The 24,396-nt window shown below is 69.0% G+C and carries 23 protein-coding genes and 1 pseudogene; 18 read left to right on the top strand and 6 right to left on the bottom strand.

Going from position 1 to position 24,396, the window contains the following annotated elements; genetic code table 11:
• Positions 1-158: 158 nt before the first annotated feature.
• On the bottom strand, positions 159-359 hold the full coding sequence (locus ACGFU7_RS43500; protein ID WP_393703904.1) for a hypothetical protein: 201 nt from the start codon (positions 357-359) through the stop codon (positions 159-161).
• A 420-nt stretch (positions 360-779) separates the two neighbouring features.
• On the opposite strand from ACGFU7_RS43500, the gene ACGFU7_RS43495 reads away from it, so the two are divergent.
• The 17 genes from ACGFU7_RS43495 (at position 780) to ACGFU7_RS43415 (ending at position 17,472) form a co-directional block, all read left to right on the top strand.
• Entirely contained in the window at positions 780-1,115 is a 336-nt protein-coding gene (locus ACGFU7_RS43495; protein ID WP_393703902.1) for a hypothetical protein, read from the top strand.
• A gap of 167 nt (positions 1,116-1,282) precedes the next feature.
• Positions 1,283-1,609: a hypothetical protein gene (locus ACGFU7_RS43490; protein ID WP_393703900.1), complete on the top strand. Its 327-nt coding sequence runs from the start codon at positions 1,283-1,285 to the stop codon at positions 1,607-1,609.
• Positions 1,606-3,882: a hypothetical protein gene (locus ACGFU7_RS43485; protein ID WP_393703899.1), complete on the top strand. Its 2,277-nt coding sequence runs from the start codon at positions 1,606-1,608 to the stop codon at positions 3,880-3,882. The genes ACGFU7_RS43490 and ACGFU7_RS43485 overlap by 4 nt, the downstream gene beginning before the upstream one ends.
• Positions 3,882-4,835, top strand: coding sequence for a replication-relaxation family protein (locus ACGFU7_RS43480; protein ID WP_393703897.1), 954 nt, complete (start codon positions 3,882-3,884; stop codon positions 4,833-4,835). Before ACGFU7_RS43485 ends, ACGFU7_RS43480 begins: the two co-directional genes overlap by 1 nt.
• 368 nt (positions 4,836-5,203) lie before the next feature.
• The gene (locus tag ACGFU7_RS43475) at positions 5,204-5,764 is read left to right on the top strand and encodes a hypothetical protein (RefSeq protein ID WP_393703895.1); all 561 of its coding nucleotides are present in this window, start codon (positions 5,204-5,206) and stop codon (positions 5,762-5,764) included.
• A 422-nt stretch (positions 5,765-6,186) separates the two neighbouring features.
• Positions 6,187-6,648 carry an ATP/GTP-binding protein gene (locus tag ACGFU7_RS43470; RefSeq protein ID WP_393703893.1) on the top strand — a complete coding sequence of 154 codons (462 nt, stop codon included), beginning with the start codon at positions 6,187-6,189 and terminating at the stop codon, positions 6,646-6,648.
• A 42-nt stretch (positions 6,649-6,690) separates the two neighbouring features.
• Positions 6,691-7,383, top strand: coding sequence for an SAF domain-containing protein (locus ACGFU7_RS43465; RefSeq protein ID WP_393703892.1), 693 nt, complete (start codon positions 6,691-6,693; stop codon positions 7,381-7,383).
• Between the two features lie 2 nt (positions 7,384-7,385).
• Positions 7,386-8,258 carry a MinD/ParA family protein gene (locus ACGFU7_RS43460; RefSeq protein ID WP_393703890.1) on the top strand — a complete coding sequence of 291 codons (873 nt, stop codon included), beginning with the start codon at positions 7,386-7,388 and terminating at the stop codon, positions 8,256-8,258.
• Positions 8,251-9,798: a CpaF family protein gene (locus tag ACGFU7_RS43455; RefSeq protein WP_393703888.1), complete on the top strand. Its 1,548-nt coding sequence runs from the start codon at positions 8,251-8,253 to the stop codon at positions 9,796-9,798. The genes ACGFU7_RS43460 and ACGFU7_RS43455 overlap by 8 nt, the downstream gene beginning before the upstream one ends.
• Before the next feature lie 73 nt (positions 9,799-9,871).
• Positions 9,872-10,837, top strand: coding sequence for a type II secretion system F family protein (locus ACGFU7_RS43450; protein ID WP_393703886.1), 966 nt, complete (start codon positions 9,872-9,874; stop codon positions 10,835-10,837).
• Positions 10,834-11,727, top strand: a complete 894-nt coding sequence (locus tag ACGFU7_RS43445) for a type II secretion system F family protein (RefSeq protein ID WP_393703884.1) — start codon at positions 10,834-10,836, stop codon at positions 11,725-11,727. Before ACGFU7_RS43450 ends, ACGFU7_RS43445 begins: the two co-directional genes overlap by 4 nt.
• 16 nt (positions 11,728-11,743) lie before the next feature.
• Positions 11,744-11,932 (top strand): hypothetical protein, encoded by a 189-nt coding sequence (locus ACGFU7_RS43440; protein WP_267010000.1) that lies wholly within the window; start codon positions 11,744-11,746, stop codon positions 11,930-11,932.
• Between the two features lie 219 nt (positions 11,933-12,151).
• A complete protein-coding gene (locus ACGFU7_RS43435) occupies positions 12,152-12,670 on the top strand; it encodes a hypothetical protein (protein ID WP_393703883.1) in 519 nt (172 codons plus the stop codon).
• A 35-nt stretch (positions 12,671-12,705) separates the two neighbouring features.
• Positions 12,706-13,122 carry a TadE/TadG family type IV pilus assembly protein gene (locus ACGFU7_RS43430; protein ID WP_393703881.1) on the top strand — a complete coding sequence of 139 codons (417 nt, stop codon included), beginning with the start codon at positions 12,706-12,708 and terminating at the stop codon, positions 13,120-13,122.
• Entirely contained in the window at positions 13,119-13,577 is a 459-nt protein-coding gene (locus ACGFU7_RS43425) for a TadE family protein (RefSeq protein ID WP_393703880.1), read from the top strand. Before ACGFU7_RS43430 ends, ACGFU7_RS43425 begins: the two co-directional genes overlap by 4 nt.
• Positions 13,574-14,029, top strand: a complete 456-nt coding sequence (locus ACGFU7_RS43420) for a TadE/TadG family type IV pilus assembly protein (RefSeq protein WP_393703879.1) — start codon at positions 13,574-13,576, stop codon at positions 14,027-14,029. Before ACGFU7_RS43425 ends, ACGFU7_RS43420 begins: the two co-directional genes overlap by 4 nt.
• Positions 14,030-14,037: 8 nt before the next feature.
• Positions 14,038-17,472 (top strand): LysM peptidoglycan-binding domain-containing protein, encoded by a 3,435-nt coding sequence (locus tag ACGFU7_RS43415; protein WP_393703877.1) that lies wholly within the window; start codon positions 14,038-14,040, stop codon positions 17,470-17,472.
• Positions 17,473-17,816: 344 nt separating this feature from the next.
• Here the strand turns inward: ACGFU7_RS43415 and ACGFU7_RS43410 are convergent.
• From ACGFU7_RS43410 to ACGFU7_RS43395, 4 genes and pseudogenes are all read right to left on the bottom strand, one after another.
• A pseudogene (locus ACGFU7_RS43410) lies at positions 17,817-18,996 on the bottom strand (IS110 family transposase).
• A gap of 1,229 nt (positions 18,997-20,225) precedes the next feature.
• On the bottom strand, positions 20,226-20,453 hold the full coding sequence (locus tag ACGFU7_RS43405) for a hypothetical protein (protein ID WP_393703875.1): 228 nt from the start codon (positions 20,451-20,453) through the stop codon (positions 20,226-20,228).
• 534 nt (positions 20,454-20,987) lie between these two features.
• A complete protein-coding gene (locus tag ACGFU7_RS43400) occupies positions 20,988-21,308 on the bottom strand; it encodes a 4a-hydroxytetrahydrobiopterin dehydratase (protein WP_393703874.1) in 321 nt (106 codons plus the stop codon).
• A 2-nt stretch (positions 21,309-21,310) separates the two neighbouring features.
• The gene (locus ACGFU7_RS43395; protein ID WP_393703872.1) at positions 21,311-22,555 is read right to left on the bottom strand and encodes a Twin-arginine translocation pathway signal; all 1,245 of its coding nucleotides are present in this window, start codon (positions 22,553-22,555) and stop codon (positions 21,311-21,313) included.
• Between the two features lie 184 nt (positions 22,556-22,739).
• On the opposite strand from ACGFU7_RS43395, the gene ACGFU7_RS43390 reads away from it, so the two are divergent.
• Positions 22,740-22,880 carry a hypothetical protein gene (locus ACGFU7_RS43390; RefSeq protein WP_393703870.1) on the top strand — a complete coding sequence of 47 codons (141 nt, stop codon included), beginning with the start codon at positions 22,740-22,742 and terminating at the stop codon, positions 22,878-22,880.
• A 570-nt stretch (positions 22,881-23,450) separates the two neighbouring features.
• Here the strand turns inward: ACGFU7_RS43390 and ACGFU7_RS43385 are convergent.
• Positions 23,451-23,903: a hypothetical protein gene (locus ACGFU7_RS43385; protein WP_393703869.1), complete on the bottom strand. Its 453-nt coding sequence runs from the start codon at positions 23,901-23,903 to the stop codon at positions 23,451-23,453.
• Positions 23,904-24,396: the final 493 nt, after the last annotated feature.

The raw sequence follows: 24,396 nt of genomic DNA, 5'->3' as shown, positions 1-24,396 counted from the left end.
CGCCGACCAGGCAACGGCCGAACGAACGAACCTGAAACCCCGTCAACCCGCCCTGACCAGCTGATCAGCACCCCCCGCACGCCGGGGGAACCTCAGCGGACGCCGCTGAGCGCCTCACTGCCGGTCGAAAATCTCCGCGAGTAACCCAGCGGGGTAGGTCAGACAGACTGATCCGGGGAGCCGAGCACGCCGCTCTCACGGAGCCGGGCGAGGTGCTCCAGTCCGCCTGGCCGGTACAGCGTGGCCGCCTCGACGTCTGCCTCGGCCGCGCTGACGCGTCGGACGGGGCCCGTGGGCTGGGAAACGACGGGGGCCTGGGGCTGCGGGCCGCGGCCCAGCGGCCGACGTGCGGTGCTCATAGCGGCTGATCGTACGGATTACTCCCGGGGATGGGCGAGTTGGGTGTCCGGGCCCGGGCGGGCTCACGGTTCTATACGTATCGGCGTTGACGGCCGGGAGCGAACCCAGTTCCGCCGAGGACGTCGCCGTCTTCGCGGCCGGCACCCGCATCGCCGCCCGAGGGCAGGTTGAGCCACAGGACCCAGAGAGCTGTACTCAAGGACGTCACGGGGGCGGGACCTGTGCCGAGACATCGACGCATCGTGCTCATCCCGACAATCTGCTCCGGTAATCAGGAGCCTGATTACTGCTCAGCCCGCAGCGCATGCGCGCAGACAAGACCGACCAGATCTCTTCCCATTCGCCTGTCACGTTTCGGGCCGGTGGGCTCCTTGCGCAGGTAAGAGACGGCAATGGGCCGTCCCGTGCGGGAGGTGCGTATGGCACGGCACACCACTGAGTTCCGGAATGAAGCAGGGCGCAGTCGACTGGATGCGGATGTCGAGACGCTGGTCAGCCTGTGCGGGTGGCTGGTCGCGGTGGTGTTCATGGTCGGGTTCGTGCGCGGGTGGTGGTGGGGCGGGGACCTGCACAACCTTCCCTGGGGACTGGGAGACCCGGCTGCGGAGGCGGTCGAGGAGCGGCGCGGCTGGCCGTTGGTGCCGGTCCTTGCGGCGGTGTCGGGTCCGGTGTGTGCGCGCTGGGTGTGGCTGGCGCTGGCTGACCTGGTGTGCGGGATAGATCCCCGGATCCGGCGTCGTGGGTGGCGGCTCTGATGGGGTGGCTCGCATCTGTCGGCCGGCTTGATCCGGGCTGGTTGCTGGGGGCTCTGTGGGGCGCCCGGTGGTGGGTAGTGGTCGGGGCTGCTGCTGCTGCGTGCGTCGGGGTGTGGGCACGGCGGTGGTGGCTGCGGCGGGCTCGGACCATGTTGCGGGATCGGTCTGTGGTTGCCCTGGTCCCGGCTGCGGACTTCGACCCGTCGCTGGAGGAGGTCGAGCGGCACGCTGCGCGCCTCGCGAGGGTTCCGGCGGTCGTGGGGTGGGCGCCGCGGCGGGCCGTTGGGGTGCGGATCCGGCTTTCCAGTGACGACGGCCGGCTGTCCTACCGGCTGGAGGGCCCCGCACGGGCGGCAGCGCTGCTGAGGCTGCGGTCCTTTCCCGATGTGGACGTCGTGGATCCCGGGGTCAGTCAGGACGAGGTGCCCCGGATCCGTTTCGACGGTGTGGCCCCGCTCGACACGGAAGATCACGATGGAGATGAGGACGCGTGACAGTTCGGCTGGAGAAGGCTCTGCGCGGCGAGAGCGCCAGCGTGGACGACCGTACGGATGCAGGCGAAGAAGGCGGCGGGGGCGGCCGGTTGTATGTGGCACGGGCGGAGTTGGTTCTGGCCCGGCCTGATCACCGTCAGCTGACGGCCGCCGGACTGGATCCGGACCCTCTGCAGCTGATGGCCGCCGCATGCGCTCACGCGGACGGTGAGCGCGGTGAGCTCGTTGAGCTCGTGGTGGACCTGGTGCCGGTGGCCGGGCGGCGGGTTGCTCGGTGGCGGCGTCGGCTGGTGCGGCGTGCGCAGCAGCGGGGCCCGTCGGCGTTCGGTGAGCAGCTGGGCGGTGGGGAGCGGGCGGGGGCGGGTGGGTCGCTGTGGTCTCAGGTGTTCGCGGGCCTGGACGGTGGTGGTTCGCGTGGCCGTCAGGGCCGGAGGGCGGGGCGGGTTTCCCGGTCGTCTGATCTGGCGGAGGGGGTGGGGAAGTTCCTGCCGGGTGTGGATGCTCAGGTTTTCGCGGTGCAGGTGATGGTGCGGACGGTTGCTGCTCATCCGGCTCGGGCGCAGGGGTTGCTGCATCAGGTGATGGCGGTGATGGATGCGTGGTCGGGGGAGAACTGGTGGCGTCCTGTGGGGCCGCGTGTGGGTGCGTGGCGTCCGTACAGCGGCGTGTGGTGGCGCCGTCGGGGTTTCGAGAGGCGCTTTGCGTCGGGTGAGTTCGCGCCTTCGCGTCGTCAGTGGGTCACGTCGCGGGAGATCGCCGCGCTGCTCAAGCCGCCGTCGGTGCGCTGCATGCCGTCGAACGTGGTGCGGACCGGGGGTGTGGTGCCGGCGGCGCCGTCGCGGCTGCCGGAGTGGACCGGGCAGCAGGGTGTGGTGCCGCTGGGGATGGTGACCGGTGCGGACGGGCGGGCGCGGCTGGCGGCTGTCCCGCAGAAGGATGTGCTGTTCGGCGCAAGCTTCGGCCGGTCCGGGTTCGGGAAGTCGGAGCTCGCCCTCCTGCAGGCGCTGACGCTGGCGTATGCGGGGTTCGGGGTGTGGTTCCTGGATCCGCACGGTGCGGCCGTACAGCGCGCGTTGCCGTACCTGACGCACCCTGCGGTCACCGACCGGGTACAGCTGATCGATCTGAGCGTGAAGGACCCGGCGGCGCGGATCGCGTCGTGGAACCCGTTGTCGATGGAGGGCCGGGACGCCACACAGATCCAGGACGTGGTGGGCGCCGTCGTCGGCGGCCTGGCCTCGGCTCAGGGATGGGGCGATAAGGCGCCGCGGGCCCGGGCCATCCTGTCCCACGCGGTGCAGGTCCTGGCCCATCTGGCGCTGCTGATGTGCGAACGGGGCCAGCCCGACCTGCAGCCCACCCTGTTCTCGATCACGCGGCTGCTGACGGATGAGCTGTGGCGGATGCAGGTGCTGGAACAGCTGCCGCGGCGGCTGTCCCGGTTCTGGCGCGAGACGTTCCCGAAGTACGAGGGGAATGCGGTACCGGTCGTGACGCAGATGCTGGAGCAGCTGGAGACGTCCGATTCCCTGCGGGCGTTCCTCGGGCAGCCCCAATCCAGCTATAACGTCAGGGAGGCGATGGATCAGAACAAGGTGGTGCTGCTGCGCTGCTCGGGCACCGGCGGCGGTGACCAGATCATCACGAGCCTGCTGCTGTTCGATCTGTTCCTGGCCGGGCTGTCGCGCGAGGGTGTGCCTCCCGAGGACCTGGAGACGATGTTCGCGTTCGCGGACGAGCTGACCGCGATCGACGGCGCCTCACGCGGATACGTGGCCGCGATCCTGGAGCAGCTGCGCAAGTACGAGCTGCGGCTGATGGGGCTCACGCAGATGGTGATGCGGCTGTCCGAGGAGACACGGCAGGCCCTGATGCAGAACCAGTCCCTGCTGTCCGCGACGAGTGCGGACAGCAGTGAAGCAGCCTTTGTCACCAAGCGTCTGGCCGGGGTCGCGTCCACAGTGCTGGAGCAGCTCGCGAAGTACCAGTACGTGATGTCGACAATGCTGCACGGTGAGCGCACCACCCCGTTCCGGGTGCGGGGCGTCGCGGTTCATCAGGTGCTGGCCGACTACCACCGCCCCGACCTCCTGCCCGCCCTGGTCGACGCGATCGACCACAACCTGAGGCGCCGCCCGGTCGGCGAGATCCTCCGCGTACTCGACGGCGACGACGACCACCTCCCGGGCCTGGACGACATGCTGCTCACCCATCTCACCGGCCGTACCCCTGCCGGGCCGGCCAAGACCGCCGGACGAAGCGAGGTCGCCTGATGTCCCTCACCGCTACCGAGGCTCGTACTGCCGGTCTGTCCCGCTTCGGGCAGCAGCTGCTGCCGATCCTGTACCAGCACCGGCTCATTGCCACCGGCCAGCTCCACCGGCTCCTGACTCCGCACACGAGGCGCCCGGTGTATCTGCTGCGCCAGCTCGGCTACCTGCGTGCGATGGGTCTCGCGGAGTCCACCGACCGGCGCACCGGCCGGATGGGACGCTGCGAACAGCTCTGGTACATCACCCCGCTGGGCTGCGAGATCGTGGAGGCCAGCGACGAGGTGACCGCCCGCTCGTACCGCATCAGCCCCAGGGCAGCCGCCTCCCAGCTCCAGGAGCACACCCTCGCCGTCGTCGACACCGGTATCACGTTCGCCGAGTGGGCCGGACGCCTCGGCGATGAGTGCGGCCCACTGGACTGGGAACCCGAACTCGCCCACCGCGTCCGCGACGGCGACAACCGGCTCGGCGACGACGCGTTCCTCGTCCCGGACGCAGTGCTGCGCTACACCCGCACAACCAGAGACGGGCGACGCCAGCTCCTGACGTTCTTCCTCGAAATCGACCGGGCCACGATGCAGGTGGCCCGGCTGGGCCGGAAACTCGGCACGTACGCCCGCTACGCCTCCTACACGCCGCAGCTGTCGGGACGCCGCCAGCAGGCGAGTACGCGCGAGGCGTGGCGCGAGCGGTATCCCGCATTCCCTCGCCTCCTGATCGTCCTCTCAGGAGCATCTGAACGGGTTCTTCAGCGCCGCACCGAGGACCTGCGGGCACTGGCCTCCGCCAACCCCCGCATCGCGCAGGGGAGTCAGCTGCGCGCCGGTATCACCACCGCCGAACTCCTCGACAGACACGGGCCCTTCGCACCGATCGTCACGCCGGTACTGGGTGATGCCGAGCCCACCGACGTATTGCTGGCACCGCATGCCGAGCCGGGAGTGAGCAAGTGAACCGGAATGCCTCACCAATGCCGACGAGTCGACAAAACTGGCTCCCGCATTCACGCCGTTCTGCGTTCAACTTTCGTTCCGCTTCGCGTGCCAGATGCGGAATCCCTGGCATTGGGATCCCGCCACGCGGGATTGTGCCGATTTACGGCGCATGCCATAGACCTGAACTGGAAGAACAGGCTGGGCTGTTGGCCGGAATTTGCGTACTATATGGGACCAGACCGCACGGTCGGCTTCCGGACCACGTCGCGCGCATGCTGCCACTCGCAGCGCGCGCCGCAGGTCGGGGCACCGTGGCATATGCAAGGGGAGGCACAGTGGCGCAGTCAGTGCGATCGGGGCACTCAGACGTTCGCAAACGAAATCGTGTGTGTTCGGCAACCCTGCTCGCCGTCGCCTGCACGCTCACGACCGCAACCGGGTGCAGTTCCGGTAAAGCAGATGACCCGAAAGAAGCCCCTTCGCCGTCCGCTTCGGTGAAGCAAACGCCGAGCAAGCCGGCAGACGCTACCGAGACAGCTAAGAACGAGGCCATCGCCACGTACAAGAAGTACTGGCAGGCAATGGAACGCCTCTACGCGGACATCAGCGGAAAGAACACCGACCTGAAGCAGTACGCCGCGTCTTCGGCGTTGGCGTCAGCCGAGGCGGACGCGAAGAGCACTCACGCCCGAAACATGATCCATGTCGGTGAGGTCTCCGTGCGGAACCCGACGGTCACTAATCACGATATCGACCGCAAGATCCCCAACGTGACCATCTCCAGCTGCCTGGACATCGACCGCTGGCAGGTCATCAACGCCAAAACCAAGAAGCCCGCAACCCTGCCGACGAGTCGGCTGACCCGATTCGTCGTCGTCTCCACGGTGGAACGCTGGCCTGAGGGCTGGAAGGTCATCCGGGACGAGCCGCAGGACAAGGCATGCTGAGCGGTCGGCGCGCCCTGTCCTGGTCGGTAGCTTTAACTGCGTTGGCACTGATCACACCCAGCCAGGCCCACGCTGCCGACCCCAAGCCGGACATAGACGTAGGACGATGCGGGAAGTGGACGTGTGCCGGAGTTACGGTGCCGGGCAAGCCTGGCTCCGGCAAGCCCGGCGGCACCAAGCCTGGTGGCCGTCCCGGAGGGGACCAGGCAGGGAGCCATAAGAACGGTCCCGCCAGTGGCATGCCCTGCACATACAAACTGGCCGACCCACAGCCGCCGGCCGGAAGCATGGACTGGGAAGGGCACGAACCGGGCGACGGTGCGGTCTACGAGAAGACTTGTGCCCCCGGGAAGACCGATGCCGCTATTACCCTAACGGTCTGGGCCGCCGATCCTCCCGCGGCCCAGGTTGATCCTGCCGTCGTGGCCCAGCAGGCCGTGGACAAAATGCTGCTGAAGGGCCCTCGGATCGGCATCACTCCGAAGCCCGGCGGCAAGGGCGTCGTCGGCATGCCGGTCTACATGTGGACGGGCAAGGGCGCCGAGACGTACGGGCCGAACACGGCCTCCGCCACGGCTGGAGCTGTGACCGTCACGGCTACCGCGAAGGTCAGCAAGATCGTGTGGACGATGGGCGACGGCGCGACGGTCACCTGCACGACCGCGGGCACGCCGTACAGGGCGGAGTACGGCAAGAAGCCGTCTCCGGACTGCGGCCACCGCTACACCCAGCCCTCCTCCGTCCAGGAGTCCGGGAAGTACCACGTCACCGCGACGTCGACCTGGACGATCGACTGGACCGGCGGCGGGGAGACCGGCCAGCTCACCGAGATCCGCGACAGTGCCGTAGACATCACGGTCGCCGAGGTCCAGGTCCTCAACTAACACCGTTCTCTTCTCTGCAGAATTTCTGAGAGGCAACACCGCATGGAGTCCCCCGTCGCCGTGCCGCCGGCGCCCCGCGCCGCCGCCCCGGCCCGCCCTGACATCCCCATCACCACGACGGCACCGGTCAAGCGGGAGCGCCGCTGGTCGGTGGCCGCGCTCTGCATCGTCCTGGCGGCTGTTGCCGGGCTCGGCGCGGCGGCAGCGGTCACGTCGGCCAGCGACCGCACCCGGGTTCTTGCCGTTGCCCGGGATGTCCCGGCCGGGCAGGCGCTGACGGATGACGATCTCACCGTGGCGGAGGTGTCGGCCGATGCGCATCTGACTCCGGTCCCCGCCTCGGACCGGGGCAGCATGGTCGGGAAGCGTCCTGCCGTGGATCTGCGCCAGGGCGGATTGCTGACGGCCTCCCAGCTGTCCGTGGGCACCGGGCTGGGCGACGACAAGCAGCAGGTGGGTGTGCAGGTCAAGCGGGGCCAGGCCCCGGCCGGCGCTCTGGCTCCCGGTGACAAGGTGCTCGCCGTCACCACCCCGGCCCAGGGTGAGCAGTCCGACGCCAAGGGAGCCGAGGCGCCGCCGTCATCGATCAACGGTGTCGTGGTCTCCGTGTCCCGCCCGGACGCCTCGGGCACGATCGTGGTCAACCTCGCCGTCTCCCCCACGGACGGGCCGCTGCTGGCGACCCGGGCCTCGACCGGGCGGATCGCTCTGGTCCGCGAACCGCGGAGCAACTGACCATGCCCGTGACCGTACTTGTCTCCGCCAAGTCCTGCGGCGTCACCGCCTCCGCGCTCGCCCTGACCCTGGCCTCGAAGCGTCCCTCGCTGCTCGCCGAATGCGACCCGGCCGGCGGCACCATCCGTGCCGGACTCCTGAACGGAAACGTCACAGCGGGATTCGGCCTCTACCACCTCGCCGCAGCCCAGCGCACCGGGCCCGACGCACTGTCGAACGCGTTCGTCAATCACCTGTGGCCGCTGGACGAGGCCGGTCACCGCAAACTGTTGCCCGGCCTGACCGATCCCGCCCAGGCGGCGGCACTCGGCCGGACGTGGCCGGCCCTGTCGGATGTCCTGCACGTCCTGGCAGCCCAGGCCGGATACGACGTGTTCATCGACGCGGGGCGCCTGGCGCTGGAGTCCGGGCACCTTCACGCCACGCTGACTCCGGCTCCGCTGCTCCATCAAGCCGACCTGGTCCTGCTCGTAGTCCGCGGCACCGAGCAGTCCCTCACCCTGGCCCGGCACGTGATCGACCCGCTGCGCACCGAGCTGCAGGAACGGGGCTCGGGCGCCGACGCCCTGGGCCTGCTGCTCATCGAGGGCGGCGCCTACCGGGCCCACCAGGTCAGCGACGCCTTGAAGGTGCCTGTCCTGGGGGCCCTGCCCTGGGACACCGGCACCGCTCAGTACCTCACCGCCGGGGGGCAGCCGCCGCGCGGATATGCCCGCAGTCCGTTGCTCCGTCACGCGCGCACCGCGACCGAGCAGATCGAGGCAGCCACCTCGCGCCGCCGGATCCAGCAGGAGTACCCGGCCCGGGCCGCCAACCCGCAGCTGGCGGGTGTGCTGCAGCGCCTGGCCGAGCAGCGTGGAGGGAACCGTGGCTGATACCCACCAGCGGCCCGGTACCAATGGGCATCCGGAGCCGATGGGCCGCCAGGAGCTCGCTTCGCTGCTGTCCGGGCATCTCGGTCAGCGCCGGACGCCCGCGCCCGCCCAGTCACCGCAGGCACCTGCCGCTCCCCCGGTAGTGAGTCCGGCCGCTGTGCCTCGTCTGGCCGGACTGCCGGGCGAGCTCCCGGTGAGCTGGGAGGTGATCGAGGCTCTCCAGAGCGAGGTGTCGAAGGCGCTCAGTGAGCAGGATCCTGACAAGCACCTGGAGGAACCCGACCGCCGGGCCCTCGCACGGGCGTTGGTCACCACTGCGGTCGCGGACTGGTCGACCAAGCACGCCCACGGCAACACCCCGCTGACCGCCGAGCAGGAAAGCGTGATCGGCACCGCGGTCTTCGATTCCATGTACCGCGGCGGCAGGCTGCAGTCCCTGCTCGACGAGGAGGGTGTCGAGGACGTCATGGTCGACGGGCTGCGCGCCCATGTCGAGTACCACGACCGGCCGCGCCGCACGATCGAGAAGGTCGCCGACAGTCATGAAGAGCTGATCACGTGGGTCAACCGGATGGCGAGGTTGTCCGGTCACGGTGAGCGGGCCCTGACGCAGGCCACCCCCATGGTCGGCTTCCGCATGCCCGACGGCTCCCGTGTGACCGCCTCGCTGCTCACCACGCGGCCGTCGGTCGTCATCCGGAAGCACCGCATCCGTCAGCACGGCATCGCCGAGCTGGTCCAGTGGGGCTCCATCAACCCCCTGCTGGAGGCGTTCCTCACCGCCTGCGTCCACGCCAAGATGAACATTCTGGTCGTCGGCGACATGGGCGCGGGGAAGACGTCGCTGCTGCGTGCGCTGGGCCGGGAGATCCCGGCCGCCGAGCGGCTGGTCACGCTGGAATCCGACCGGGAGCTCTACCTGGACGAGGAGGGCCCCAAGCCCGGCCCCATCACCTACGCCTTCGAGGCCCGGCAGTCCAACGGGGAACGCCACGGCGACAAGCTGGCCGGAGAAGTGACCATCAGCGACATGTTCGCCACGGCCCTGCGGTACAACGCGACCCGGGTCATCGTCGGTGAGGTCCGATCCACGGAAATCGTGCCGATGCTGCAGGCGATGTCCGCCGGCGGCTCCGGATCCATGTGCACCCTCCACGTCCGCCGGCCGCACGCCATCATCAGCCGCCTCGTCCAGCTGTGCACCGAGGCCGGCATGGCGACCGAAGCCGCCCACCACCTCATCGCCTCCTCCATCGACGTCGTCGTCTACCTCACCTACCTGGACGAGACAGCAATCGGCGGCAAAAAGCACCGGTACGTCTCGCACATCTACGAGATCCACGACGTCGTCGGCGAGGGCGGCCGCCCCACGACCAGCGAGCTGTTCGCCCCGCACGGCACCGAAGTCCGGGCGGTCTACAAGAACATGCCGACCTTCATCGGCGAACTCGAGCGCACCGGGAAGTTCGCCCGGCAGTGGCTGACCGACAACCCGCACAGCTGGTGGGGACCCGCCCTGCAGACAGTGAGTGCACGATGACGTACTCCGACCTGACGCAGCTGGCCGAGCAGGGCACCCGGCTCACCGGCGCGACGCTCCCCTGGGGGCCGGCATGACCACATCCCAACTGGCCCTGATGGCGGCCTGCTGCGCCGTTCTCGCCGTGCTGGCCGTCGTCGCCGCCGTCCGTGAGTTCCGCGGACGAGTACCCGACCCGGTCAAGCCCACCTCCCGCCTGGCCGAACGCCTCCAGCGCGCCCGGTCCGACCTGCCGGAGAGGTGGCAAAACCGCTGGCGGCACCTGGTCCTCACGGCCGCCATCGTCACCCTGGTGGTGTGGGCATGGACGGGATGGCCCGTCCACGGACTCCTCGCCGGAGCCGCAGTCCTGGGGTTCCCGTTCATCCTGAACCCGGGCACCGCGGCCGTGCACCGCATCGAACGCCTCGAAGCCCTGGGCCAGTGGCTCAACCACCTCGCTGGCGTTCACACCGCCGGAATCAGCCTGCCGCAGACCATCCGCGCGTCGGCGAAGAACGCCCCGGCTCCGATCGCAGCGAACGTACAGGCCCTGTCCGAGCGGCTGCGCTCCGGCATGGAGGCACACACCGCGTTCGCCCACTTCGCGGACGAGCTCGCCGACGGCGTCTCCGACCACGTCGTACTGCTCTTCCAGAGCCACGCCGTCTACAAGGGGCCCGGTCTCTCCGATGCACTGGAGGCGCTTGCGGTCACGATCCACCAGCAGGCCGCCGACGCCCGCGACATCGAGGCCGACCGCGCGAAGGTCCGCAAGTCCTCGCGCATGGTCTCGGTGGTCATCTCGATCGTCGTCGTCGGCTGCATGCTCAATGAGGGCTGGTCGGGCTGGTACCAGTCACCGGCCGGGCAACTCGTGCTGGCCGTGCTCGGCGCCATGTTCGCCTGGACGCTGTCGTGGCTGCGCCGCATCGCCCGCACAAAGCCCGACCCCCGCCTCCTGGCTCCGCTGCCCACCACTGACTTGCCAGCCGCGTCCGGTGCCGCAGCACCGAGCGGACTGTCCGCCGATGTCCACGCCAGTGGAGGTGTCCGGTGATCCCCCTGCAGGCCGTCCTGCCCGCAGCCGCCGCCGGCGCCCTGATCGGCCTCGCCGTACGGGCCGCCTGGCCGGCCAAGCCAGACCTCGCCTCCGCGCTGGACCGGCTCGACGTCAGCAAGACCCAAGCAGCGCTGCCGTCCGCAGCGCCTGCCGTCACCGGTTCGCTGAGTGAACGCGTAGGGAGCCGGCTGCTCGGCGAACTCGGCGGCCGGATCCCCTTGCCGCTCAAGGACCTGAACCTGCTGAGGATCAGCCCGGCGGAGCACCTGGGCAAACGCGTGCTGTTCTCTCTGTACGGACTACTGCTCCCGCAGCTGATGCAAGCGCTCCTCGCACTCGCCGGGGCTGCGTTCCCGTTCACGCTTCCCGCCCTCGTCTCGCTGGCCCTGGCCGCGCTGTTCTGGTTCCTGCCCGGCCGGGAAGTTGCCCGGAACGCCGCAGCCGCCCGCCTCGTCGTCCGGCACGCCGCGGCCTCCTACCTGGAGCGCGTCGCGCTGGCGCGGATCGCGAACTCGGGCGCCGCCCAGTCCCTGACCGAGACCGCGGAAGCCGGCGACGGCTGGATCTTCGTCAGGATGCGGCAGGTCTTCCACCAGGCCGACCTCGCCGGCGTCACCGTGTGGGACGCCCTCAAGCAACTCGGCGAAGAGCTCGACATTCCCGAACTCACGCGCCCCGCCGACACCCTGGCCCTCGCAGGTGATGGCGCCGCCGTCTACGCGACCCTGCAGGCCCAGGCCCGTCAGCTGCGGATCGCGATGCTGTCGGACGCAAAAGCACAGGCCAACGAGGCGTCAGCGGCAATGGTCCTGCCCGTGACGTTCGGCGTCGTCCTCATGCTCGTCTTCGTCATGATCCCTCTCACTTTCACCATTCTCGTCAGCTGATCCGGAGGAATGAACCGTGAACATCGAAGCGCTCACCCTGCTGCTCAAGGCCCACTGGGGACGGCTGAAGACGGCCAGAGACGAAGGCCAGGGCACCACCGAGGTCGCCGTGATCACCGCCGTCGTCATCGTCGTGGCCGCCGGGGTCGCCCTGGCCATCAAGACGAAGGTGGCCGAGAAGGTCGGCATCATCAGCGGCGGCTGACCGAGCACCGCATCCACCCGTCATCACGTCGATGAAGAGGAACCGTCAGTGATCCGAGTCCCGCGTTCCCGTACCGCCAGTCTGGCCGCATATACGTCGGTCATCCTGTTGACGGCTCTCCTGGGAAGCGGATGCGGCACGCAGAGCACCCCTCCGCCCCCGGCGGGGAAGGGAACGACCGCCCCTGGCGAAGACAAGGCGAACACGCCCGCACCCCGTGTGCTGCTTACCAGGCAGTTGGAAGCGGCCCTGCCGAACCAGTTCAGCATCCCGGTCGATCTGGACGAGTCCCGCACCCGCAAGGCGTGGGGCAACTTCGATGCCACGTACTGCCAGTCCGAGGGCTGGCCGGACGAGTGGTGCGGTGAGGCGCTCGCCGTGGGGCTGGCAGCATTCACGAACCTTGAGGATCAGGAATTGGCGATCCGGCTCATCTCCTTCTCCAACAGCACGACAGCTGCCCGCTTGTTCCATGGCGAAGGCACGGTCGACGAAGTGGGCGAGAACCCTCCTGGTGACGAGATCGACGGCTTCGAGATCAAGCAGCCGAACGGAGCGCCGACCTGGACCGGCAAGGGAATCAACGTGCGGCAGGGCGCCGTCATCGCGAAGATCGAGTACACGTGGAAGGCCGGCACGGCCATCCCGTCCGACCGGCTTCGGTCTCTCACCGACATGGTGGTCCAGCGTATTCAGCAGGCGCAGGCCGGTAAGCCGCCCACGGCCTCGGCCCAATGAACCAAGGACGCGAGGGTCGAAGAGGAGGAGCGGCCGTGAACCGCACGAGAAATCGCCTAGCTGCACGCTTTCCCCGGCGGTGGCGCGACGGCCGCGGGTTCGCCAGCGTCGAATTCGCGATGCTGGCCCTGGTGGTGCTGGCGCTGGTCTTCACCACCATCCAGGTCGGCCTGTACTTCCATGCCCGCAAGGCCGCCCAGTCTGCGGCACGCCACGGAGTCGAGGCAGGGCGGGCTTTCGGCTCCAGCGAGAGTGACGGCGTTGCCGAGGCGCAGGCGTTCCTCGCCCGGTTCGGGGGCAGCGTCCGCGGCGCGAGCGTCTCTTCGGCGGGCAGCTCCGCCGAAGAGATCCGCATCACCGTGCGCGGCAGCGTCGCCACCCTCGTCCCCGGTCTGGAGCTCCACGTCACCCAGTACGCCGACGCCCCCGTCGAACGCTGGACCACACCATGACCGCCCGTACACAACGCCGACGAGTGCGGTCTGCCCTGCGTCGTGACCGGGGCAGCTACGCCGTGGAAACTGCGGTCCTCGCCCCGGTGATAATCGCGCTGCTGCTTCTGATGGTGGCGTTCGGCCGGGTGATCGACGCCGACGGCGCCGTGGACTCCGCCGCCCGCGCCGCCGCCCGCGCCGCCTCCCTGGAACGCGACGCCGGCAGCGCCCAGAGCAAAGCGCAGGCCGCGGCCTCGCGCAGTTTGGAGGGGGAGGGCATCACGTGCCGGACCTCCAGCGTGACGGTGGACACCGCGGGCTACTCGCTCGATATCGGAGCCGAGGCCAACGTCACCGCGACGATCGCCTGCACCGCGGACCTGTCCGACATCGGTCTGCCCGGCCTGCCCGGCAGCAAGACGCTCCGCGCATCGTGGACCAGCCCCATCGACACCTACCGGGGGCGTCAATGATGCGCCGACTCCGCAAGCGGATGGCCGCGCGATACGCGGCTGTGAAGAGCCGTGACCGCGGCTCCATGTCGGTCTTCTTCGCCCTGACGACGATCGCCATCCTGATGGTAATGGGATTGCTCGTGGACGGTGGCGGAGCTCTGAACGCGGGGAACCGGGCCACGTCACTGGCCCAGGAGGCCGCCCGCACCGCCGGCCAGCAGCTCGACCCCGCGCAGGCGATCGAGGGCACCGCCATCACGATCGACCCGGACGCCGCCGTCGGGGCCGCCCAGGACTACCTCGCCGCCGCCAACGTCCAGGGCGACGTCCGGATCAGCGACAACGGACAGACGCTCAACGTCACCGTGCACGACACCTACACCACCTACTTTGCCCAGTTCATCGGCATGGCAACGATCAACGTCACCGGCACTGCCAAGGCCCATCTGCAGACCCAAGCTGGAGGCTGATCCCCACCATGGCCCACCGCATCCCCGCCCCGCTGCGCGCCGTCGGCGCCCTGTTGCGGGCCCTGCTCGGCCTGGCCCTCCTGGCGGCCCTGGTCGGCGGCGTGCCGTATCTGCTGCTCAAGGTGGGCCACCAGCCGGCCGAACTGTCCGGCGGCCTGGACCTGCTGACCCAGCAGGATGACGGGTCGCTGTTCCTCGTGGTCCTGACCTGTATCGGCTGGGTAGCGTGGGCGGCGTTCGCGTTCTCCGTCCTGGTGGAGCTCGTGGCCGTGTTGCGCCGCCGATCCGCTCCCCGCATCAGGGGCCTTGGCGGTATGCAGTCCCTCGCCAGCTTCCTGATCGGTGGGATCGTGCTGCTCGCCCCGACCGCCGCCTCTGCAGCCACAGTCACTCCCGCAGTCGCCGCGACCGCGACACACACCACCGGGCAGGACACCGCAGGCGTATCAGCGAAGCACGAGAGCACCCGCCCGGACGGGGCCGGGCTGCGGCACACCGTCACCTCTGCCACGGAGTCACCGTGGGAACTCGCCCAGACGTATCTCGGCAGCGGACTCCGGTGGAAGGACATCGCAGCTCTCAACCCCGATATCCCCGAACTCGCGGCCGGCGACCAGTACCTGCCCAAAGGCGCGATCATCACGCTGCCCGCCGACGCCCGCCTCCCCACCGCAACCAACACCACTCCCGCCTCCCCCACCAAGGCAGCAGACACCACGGCCGACACACCGGACAAAGCCGCCGGCTCTCAGACGTCGTACACCGTCCGGCCGGGCGACTACCTGTCAAAGATCGCCGAGAAAGAGCTCGGTGACGGGGACCGATGGCCCGAGCTGTATGAAGCGAACGAGGGCCGGCCGCAGCCGTACGGGCAGGTCTTCGATGACCCCGACCGGATCTATCCGGGCCAGGAACTCGCGCTGCCCGGCAGCGACCAGCCCGCCGGAACCGACACAGACATGGACGCGGCCCCCCGCCCCGGCTCCGATTCCGGCTCTGCCGAGAAGGCCCCCGCCCACGACGATCACGAGGCCACCCCTCCGCCCGAGGCGGACACTCCACCGCCGGCGCAATCGACCCCGGAAACCGAGGCACCGTCAGCCACCGCTCCCTCCCCCGGCCAGAGCCGCACGGCGTCGCCCTCCCCCACCGTGACGCCCGCACCCGGCACGGCGAACACAGCACCCGGCACACCGACACCGAACCCGTCGGCCACCGCCGCCGCAGAGGACCAGCAGACGACGACCGGGATGCGGGCCGGCATGGTCGGCCTGGGAGCCACCGGAGTCCTGGCCGCCGGACTCGTGGGCACCCTGGCCTCCCGAAGGATCCTGCAGCAGCGCCGCCGCCGTCGCGGACGCCGGATCCCGATGCCCTCCGGCCAGGCCGCCCTCACAGAAATCGCGCTGCGCAGCGCGGACGCCGGCGAGGAACTGACCGTGCTGGACCGTGCGCTGCGCACCGCAGCCGCAGCCCTCGCCGAAGAGAACCGGCCGCTGCCCACGCTGGCCGCTGTACAGCTCGGCACCGAAGGGGTCCGGCTGTACTTGGCCGCCCCTGCCCCGGCGGTCGCCCCGTTCACCGCCGATCCGTCACGGACGACGGTGTGGTGGTGCCCGGCAGACTCCGGCGAACTGCTGCCCCTGCAGGAAGGCCGGGAAGTCGACCCACCCTATCCGGGGCTGATCGCACTCGGCGAGGACGACCGGGGCGCGATCGTGCTCATCGACCTGGAGCACATCGGCGCACTCCACCTCACCGGCGGCCTGCGCAATGAGGTCCTGCGAACCCTCGCGCTGACGCTGGCGCTCTCACCGCTCGCCGAGCAGCTCGAACTCGCGGTCGCCGGAGAGGACACCGCCCCCGGACTGGCCATGCTGGACAGCGACCGGGTCACCCCGTACCCGGACCTGACCGACGCGGTACATGCCCTGCAGGCCCATCACGCGGAGCAGCAGCAGGCCCTGGAAGGGCTCGGTGACGGGGGCGACGGGTCGCCGGTTCCTGCGGCGGAGGTGGGTGACCTGTGGCCGCTGGTCGTCGTGGCGGACCTGGATTCCTGCCCGGCTCCCGAGGGGACGCAGGATGTGCTGTGGGAAGTGCTGGGTCAGCAGCCGCGGTCAGCGGTGGCCGTGCTCACGAGCAGCACCGCCGTGCCGGAAGGTGCGGGCGACGCGTGGTCGGTGGACACCGATCTGCCGTACGTCACCGTTCCGGGCACCACGGTCCACGTCGCGCTGTCGGTGTGCTCCGATGCCGAGTACGCCGACATCCTGGATGTCGCACTCACCGCGGACGCACCCGGCGACGCACCCGCCCCCGCACAAGAACCGGCCGCGACTGCCGCGTCCGTAGAGAGCCATAGCTCCGCCTCCGTAGTCCTCCCGGAACCGGAGTCACCTCTCGCACGCGACGATGCCGGACCGGTCCGCAAGCCGGGGCTGATGGCCGCACTCGCCGACCTGGACGACGACCCCGACAACGCAGAAGACCCGGCAACCCCGCCCGTCGACGAGAAGAGCGCGCCCGGACCGGCGCCGCTGCCCACCGCATCGCAATCGCCCGGAACACCCGTGCTGCCGGCACTGTCCGACCCCGCCCCCCGGGTCAGCTCAAAGATCCCCGCACCCGCTGCCCCAGAAGACGTGACACCAGCTCGCGACGCGGCCCTCCCGCTTCCCGAGCGGCCCGGCGAGTCCGCCCCTGCCGGCAGCCCGGACCGCCCGCTGGTGCAGGTCCTCGGGACCGTCGATCTCCTCGGCGCCCGAGGCACCATCAAGTCCAACCGCCGGACACTCGCGCTGGAGATGACGGCCTGGCTGGTACTTCACCCCGGGGCGAACCACCACCAGCTCGACGAGATCCTCGCACCCGGCGGACTCGTCACCCGTGACACGCGGAACACCCGCCTCGGAGACGTCCGCAGATGGCTGGGCACCGACGCCCAGGGCAACAAACACCTGCCCCACGTGAGCACCCAGCCCGACAAGCTCTACCGGCTGGCCCAAGTCGACTGCGACTGGGCACGGTTCCAGCAGCTGGTCCACTCCAGCCGGACGGCCGACGGCCCGGCCGGGGAGCAGCTACTGCGCCAGGCGCTGGAACTCGTGCACGGGCGGCCGTTCTCCGGCATCCCCTCCCGCCGGTACGCATGGGCGGAATCCCTGGCCCAGGAGATGACCTCCGAGATCGTGGACTCGGCCGACGACCTCGCAGAGCGCTACCTCGCACGCGCAGACGCACGCAACGCCCTCTGGGCAGCCACCCGCGGCCTGACCGTCGCACGAGAGATGGAGTGTCTGTGGCGCCACAAGTTTCGGGCGCTGTCGCTGCTCGGTGAAGAATCCGCCCTCGAAACGTCGATCCGGCAACTTGACGAACTCCTCCTGGAGCTGGGCTCCTCCATGGACGAGGAGACCGAGCAGGTCCTGCGCCTGCTGTAGCAAGCGCGGTCGACCGACCCCCACTGCGCGGGGACAGCGAAGAAGCACCGCTCCACACGCCGCACTTGTACCGGCAGAAGTCGAAGGCCCCGCACTTTTAAGGTGAAGCGTGGGGCCTCAGACGTACTGACTGGCGCGGGTGCGGTGCAGGGGCAGGGACAGGGACAGCAGGCTGACCCGAATGCTGACCCAGTTGGAAAATTGCAGGTCAGCACGTTCTCCACTTGCTGAACGTTTCACTCCGCATCCGCTACGAGATACGCGCCGACCTCCAACTCGCCTGCAGCACCATCTGCTTGAGACGACTCCGAACCTCATTCTGAAACGATTCCTAATGTCGTTTGTCAAGCCGCGAGGGCCGTCGGCGGAATCGGCTCGTAGCGTCGTTGTTCGTGTAGAAGAGCCCAGAGCACGTTCACGCGACGGCGGGCGAGAGCGAGGACGGCTTGGGTGTGGCGCTTTCCCTCGGCCCGTTTGCGATCGTAGAAACGGCGGGACTCCTCGCACCTTCGGATGCTGAACAGGGCGGAGGTGTAGAAGACGCGTTGGAGGCGGCGGTTGTATCGCTGTGGGCGCCGCAGGTTTCCGCTGACCTTGCCGGAGTCACGCGACGCCGCCGAAGACGGCGAGGCGGTAGGAGGTGCCGAAGACGGTCATGTCGCCGCCGATGGCGGCGAGGAACTCCGCACCGAGGATGACGCCCAGTCCGGGCATGCTGGTGATCACGTCGAAGTGGTGGTGGTCGCGAAACCGGGCTTCGATGAGCTTGTCGAGCTCGGAGACCTGCAGGTTGAGAGCCATCACCTCCTTCGCCAGCGTGTGCACTATCTGCGCGATCAGTCTCTCGCCGGGCAGGCTGGTGTGCTGACGCTCGGCGGCTTCGTGGGCCGTCTGCGCGAGCTGGTCGGCATTGCGAATGCTGCGGTTGCGTAACCAGGTCGCCAGCCGCTTGGTGCCGAGTCGACGCAGGGCAGCCGGGGTCCGGTAGCCGGTCAGCAGGGTGAGCGGGCCGGTGTTCGTGAGATCCAGCGCCAGCTCGAGGCCGGGGAAGAGTCCGGACAGTTGCGCCCGCAGCCGGTTGACGGTGCGAGTGCGGTCCGCCACCAAGTCCATTCGCCTACCGGTAAGGATCTTGAGATCGGTGACGGTCTCGTCGCCGGCGCGTAAGGGCTGCAGGTCACGCCGGATACGTACCTGATCCGCGATGACCGCGGCATCCTTGGCGTCGGTCTTGCCTTCACCGCGGTAGCTCTCGGAGACTCGGTGGATGGCTCGGCCGGAGATGTAGTGGACGAGCTGGTCATGGTTGAGGAGGATTGCGATGGCCAGGGCGGATCCGCCGTCGGCCAAGTCGATTCCCCAAGTCACCTGGTCGCCCAGGGCCAGGACATCGGTGAGAAGTTCGAGGAGATCGGGCTCGTCGTTTGTGACGCGCCGCGACAGCAGCCGACGGCCGCTCTCGTCGATCGCGACGCAGTGGTGGTGTGTCTGTCTTGCGTCGATGCCAGCCCAGATCGCAGCCATGTGGTGCCTCCGTACAGTGCGCTGCGGGTGCCTCCCACGGACGACTTCGCTGTCAGATCCCTACTCAGCGATCATTCGCAATTCCTAATTAGCAGCCGAGTCGTCGTGGGGCGCCGAGCGGCCAATCGTTTCTAGCTACGAACAGCAGATCAGTTAGAGCCACACTCGGCACCCCTGGGTGGGTGAACCATACGAAGGGCTCACCACGTCCCGCAGAACAACGTAGGGATCAGTTAGAGCGTCCCTATCGGGAAGTTGGTTCTCTCTCCGTCAATACCGAGCGTGGGTCTGTGAGCGGCAGTCGGGTGCGCAGGCCCAGAGTTCGGTCAGCTCAATGAGGACGCCTGCGTCGGCTGTATGGATACCGAGTGATCGGTGGGCATGGAGTTGCGCTCCGCACAGAGCGCGCGTCTCCGACTGCTGGTTACCCAGCTGGGAGGTACGCCGTGACACGCACCGAACGGCTGCTTTACCGCCGCCGGGGGGTGCTCTGGATCACGGCGGCGCTGCTCTTGCTCGGCGGCGCAATTGCGGTCGCGTTCCTCCAGATCAACCGGGCGGAGGCCCGCGCAGAGCCGCTGTCGGTGGAGGCGGACCGGCGCGGCAACGCGGTCACCACCCGTGTTGCGGATGTGCGGACCCTGCGGTCACAGGTCAAGGCGCGCGGGGACACCCCTGCCGCACCTGACCCGGAGCAGGCCGTGGACGGCCTGCCCGCCCGAGCCGAGATGCCCGTACCGCGATACCTGGCCCGCCGGGACCGTCCGGCGCGAAGGGCGACCGCAGCCCGGCCGGACCGGCTGCTACCCCGGTGCCCGGCCCGTCCGGTGCGACTGGCCAGGCTGGTGCCGACTCCACCATCCCGGGGCCGGCCGGACCGAAGGGCGACACCGGGCCTGCTGGTCCGGCGGGTCCCGCGGAGAAAGACGGCCGCGACGGTACGGACGGCCGGGATGGTCAGACGTGCCCGGATGGGTACAGCTTGCAGCCGCCGGATGATCCGGATGCGCTGGTGTGCCGCTGCAATGCGCCGAGCAGCCCGGACTCCGCTCAGCCGAGCCCGGCCGTCTTCGGTCTCCCGCCGGACCGCCGACACTCCTGACTCCCTGCCGCATGAGCTGGAAATATGCCTCCCGCTCACGGGCCAGCTTCTTGCGTCCCTGCCCTGTACGGATCTTGCGGATCTCGAAGTCCATCGCGTTCCCGAGGGTCGGGTGTTGCGACGACCGTTAGAACTCACGCGGCCGGGCAGGGGGCGGTTTCGTCAGGCCGCTTCGTACCAGTGCGTCAGGCCGCCGCGCCATTTCGATCCAGTGCGGGTCGTCGACGAGTTCCCAGGCGTCGCTGAGCCCGGCACGCCTCAGGAATTCGACGAGGTCGCTGTCGTTATGGGCGAGCCCGACGACCTTCCCTTTGATGGCGACTCTCCGTCCGCCGGAGCGGGAAAGGCCGTGCACGACTATCGGGTGCTCATGCCTACAGCGTGCACCAGGCTGCTGCTCACAGCACCCCGAGCTCGGTATCCGGCCGACAGTAGGCGCACGCCCGGATCCCTCGGTGAGCGCGGCGAGGGCCTGCTCACCGTTCTGGCCCTCAAGAAGTCGAGCCAGTTCGGGCGCGCTGGTTGGCTGGTGCCCTCGCCCAGCCATGCGTACCACCCGTCAACCGCCAGCGGTTGGGGCCGGGCGGCGGTCCGCCCTCTCCTTCCGGGAGGGGGCGGACTCGTGCGTCTGAGGCTGTACATCCATCTGGCCGACGAGAGGTTTGAGCGGGGCCTTGTGGTCTGGTTGGCTGGCGCAGCCGTCCGGTCTACGTCGTGGCCGGCCAGCTGGGTTGAGACAGGACGGCGCTCCGTCCCCTTCTCGGGGAAGGGGACGGAGACCACCAAGCCCGGCGCTGTTCGTCCGCCCGGCGGACCGCCGGCGGTCATGGACCACCACGCCCCGTGTTCCGGTTGGGCGCGAGGGGCGGTTTCGTGCGTCCGGGATCAGTCATCCGTCGATGGGCTCGGCGCCGTGCGCTGCTGCGATCTGGTCGATGCGCCTCGCGAGGTCGAAGTCGGCCTCGGTGAGCTTGAATCCGGCGTCATGAGTAGTCATCTGGAAGCGAATGGTGTCCCATCGCAGGTCGATGTCGGCGTGGTGCCCGATCAAACGCTCAACATCGGCAACGTGCACGATCACCGCGACACCGCCGTGGTACCGAATCCCGAAGGTTCGGGTGATCTCGTCACCCAACCGTGACCAGCCTGGTGCCTCCAGCAACCGCTCCTCGATCGCACCGTCCGTCAGCGGTACCGGTTCCTTGGCCACGCTCAGCTCCCCTCGGTCACGGGCTCCAGGATCTCCGCGAGATCCCGGCCGACCGGGGCATCCTGCCACGGGCGCATCGCCCGCTCCAGGGTGACCAACTCCCGCCGCATCCTGGCCGAGCGCGTCTCTACCGCAATCGTCGCCACGGTCCGGGCGATCTCCACCGCCTGATCCGGCTCCCGCGCAGCCGCCGCAGCTGTCGCCTGCCGAGCCATGTACACCCCGCGGTCGCGGCGGGCGGTCTCCGGAACAATGGCGAGAACCTGCGACCACAGGGCGCCGGCCTCCGCGCCAAGTCCGAGCCGCCCGTAGCAGGTGGCCCGCTGCACTTCGAGGTAGCCGGGGGTCCGGCGGCAGGCATTGCCCCAGGGCAGATCGTCGTCTACGCAGGGCAACAGCAGGTCGGCCTTGTCGATGAGGTGGTCGACCAGGTCTCGGTCACCGGTGAGGCTGGCGCCATGGGCCTGTTGCTGCATGGCCATGATGCGCACCTTCGGTACGAGCTGGTCGGCGTCGTCGAGTGCGGCTTCGCACAGGTCAACGACTGCGTGTCCGTCGCCGAGATCGGTGCGTACCTGGGCCTGGTTGACGAGCGAGTACCCGATGAGGTGCGGGTCGCGGGACCGCATTGCGATCTCCTGGGTGACGCCGCGCCAGAAGGCGGCGCCGTCCATGTCCCCGGCATCCTGGTACAGCCAGCCAACGAGCGCCGCGTATGCCGCGCCCACCCGCAGGAGACCGCGGCGGGTCTCACCCTTTGCGGACTTCACGAGCTTGTCAATGAGCTGGTACTGCGCGGACACGGTGCCGATCAGGTCGTGCGGGCCGAGGAACATATCAGCCCGGTAGTGCCCCTCCAACTGCTGCTGAAAGTAGTCGATCAGAGCAGGGTCGACATGCTGCGGCGCGACCGGCCCCGCAACGAGCGCTGCTGCGGTGACGGAGACGAAAGCTTGGCGGCGCACCTGCTCCTCTTCGTGGTGCTCGGGCCGGATCCATCCCGGCGGGGTCGTGAACCCGAGATCCTCCGGCCAGCGGCTGAGCGCGTCGTGAATGACGATCGCGGTCTCCTCTGCCGGCCATCCGGGGCGGTCGCCTTCCCAGCGCCGCCAGGTGCGGGCTGAGACCGTGAACTGCCGGTCGTCAAGGAGCTCTTGTCCGTGCTCTGTGATAGCCGTCGCGGCTGCTTCGATGGTCCGCCATCCCTTGCGTATGCGGGCAGCCCGAAGCGCGTCGTTGCGGCTCATGTGTCCAGTCTGAGGTGTCATCGCTCGCGCTTCCGGCCGTGGCCGCTACGTGGCCACGCGTGGCCATCCGGCGACCTATTCGCTGCTCACCGTGCACGCACATCATCAGGGTGTGACAGCGCGGCCGTACAGCGAACTGGCTGCATTCCCCTCAATCGACGTAGGCCGGGGGCCACTTATGGCAATGACGAACAAGGTATACGAGGTGGACCGCTACGGCCGGACTCGCGTCATTCGCCCGGAGGCCGAGGTCACCCCGCTCAAGACTGTAGAACCCCGTACCTCGTTCCCGGCCTGCGAGTGCGAGCGGTGCAAGAAGTCGTGACCGCCCCCACGAAACCAGCCCCTGCGCCAGATGCCGCGTACCGCACGTGGATCGGCCACACCGTGTTGTGCGCTACCTGCAGGGCCGGAGTCTCGTGCCCGACGTCGGTGCGGCTCGGCCGTGTCTGGCGGCAGGAGGCCCGCCGATGAAGACGGAATCGACAGACATAATCACGCACTGCTGCTGGGACATGGACCCCAAGACTGGCGCGCGCTGCACGCTGAATCCCAATCACAACGAGGAGCCCACTACACACCTTACGTTCGCTCCTCGTGGGACCAGCCGGGCACGTCCTGGCCGAACCGATGACTCCCGCTCGTACCCGAGGCCGGCGGTGGCCGGGGTCCAGGCGGGCCCACTCTGTAACCCGATGAGACCGCCCCGGTCGGCCGCCCCCCGTCGGCCGACCGGGGCCTATTCGCGTACAAGGTCGGCGCCCTGGCCTGCCGTACCGATAAAAGGATCAAGATTTCGGCCAAGCGTGCGAGCGCCACCCCATACGCATGGACAAGATAGCTGTGGGGGTGGCGGAATTTGAACCCACGACCTCCTCGTCCCGAAGCAATTCGATCACGCGCCGGACCCGCGGGTCGGAACCTCGTTGAGCTGGGGAATCAGCGGCGGCCGCGGAATCAGGGTGGTCTTGCCCGCACGCGCGACGCCGATCACGGCGTCGGTCTCATGCCCGGCCGTGAGCAGCCGCATCACGACGGCGCACTGTTGGGAGGAGAACCGGAAGGTGCGGTCAGACGTGGACTGGGCGAGTTCGACGGTGGCGATCGTCAGCTCGGCGGCCTGGGGCGTCAGCTGCGCCAGGCCTGCGCCCAGGCCGGCCGTCGTGCACTCGATGATGGTCTGCTCGGCCGCAACGACGCTGCTGTGTGTGTAGCGCTGGCGGTGTGTGTGCCGGTTGGAATCCGCGAGCCGTACGGCATGCCCGCCGACGGCCAGGACCTCATCGGTCAACGCTACCGGCTGGTCCTTGCTCAGCAGGTAGGGCAGCGTCTGTATGACGGCGGCCATGACGTGGGTGTGAGTGACAGTCTTCCGGGCGGCGGCCAACCGCGTTCGGGATCCCAGATCTGCGAGGCGATCTCCTGCGGACCCGGCATCAGCGGCCAGCCACCGGCAGGCCTCGACGGTGCGGGCCCGTCCGGCCCGGGAAGTGCGGCCGCGACGATCGCGTCAACGGTTTCCTCACTGCCCAGTACGGTCACGGCGCGCGTCCGCCAGTTCAGGCGTGGCGCCTGGTCGTGCACCTCGGCTTAGCCTCCGCCGTCCGCCTCGCGGCGGCCTTCTGCTGGTCGCGGCCGGCATCCCTGCCGACCAGATCGAGGACCTGCTGATGGCGACGCGAGAACGCACTGCGCAGGTCCCCATCGACACCGACGCTGTCTGCAGGTGGCGGAGACGGCGCTCGGGGGGGGGTGCCCCTATGGGTTTCGTCAAGCGGTGGGTAACGTCCGTGACGGCTGGTCTTGAGCCGGGGAAAGCCTGATTGACCAGGGGCAACGGC

Source organism: Streptomyces sp. NPDC048473 (genome assembly GCF_043200155.1).
Taxonomy (GTDB): domain Bacteria; phylum Actinomycetota; class Actinomycetes; order Streptomycetales; family Streptomycetaceae; genus Streptomyces.
This window is presented reverse-complemented; position numbering and strand designations above follow the sequence as displayed.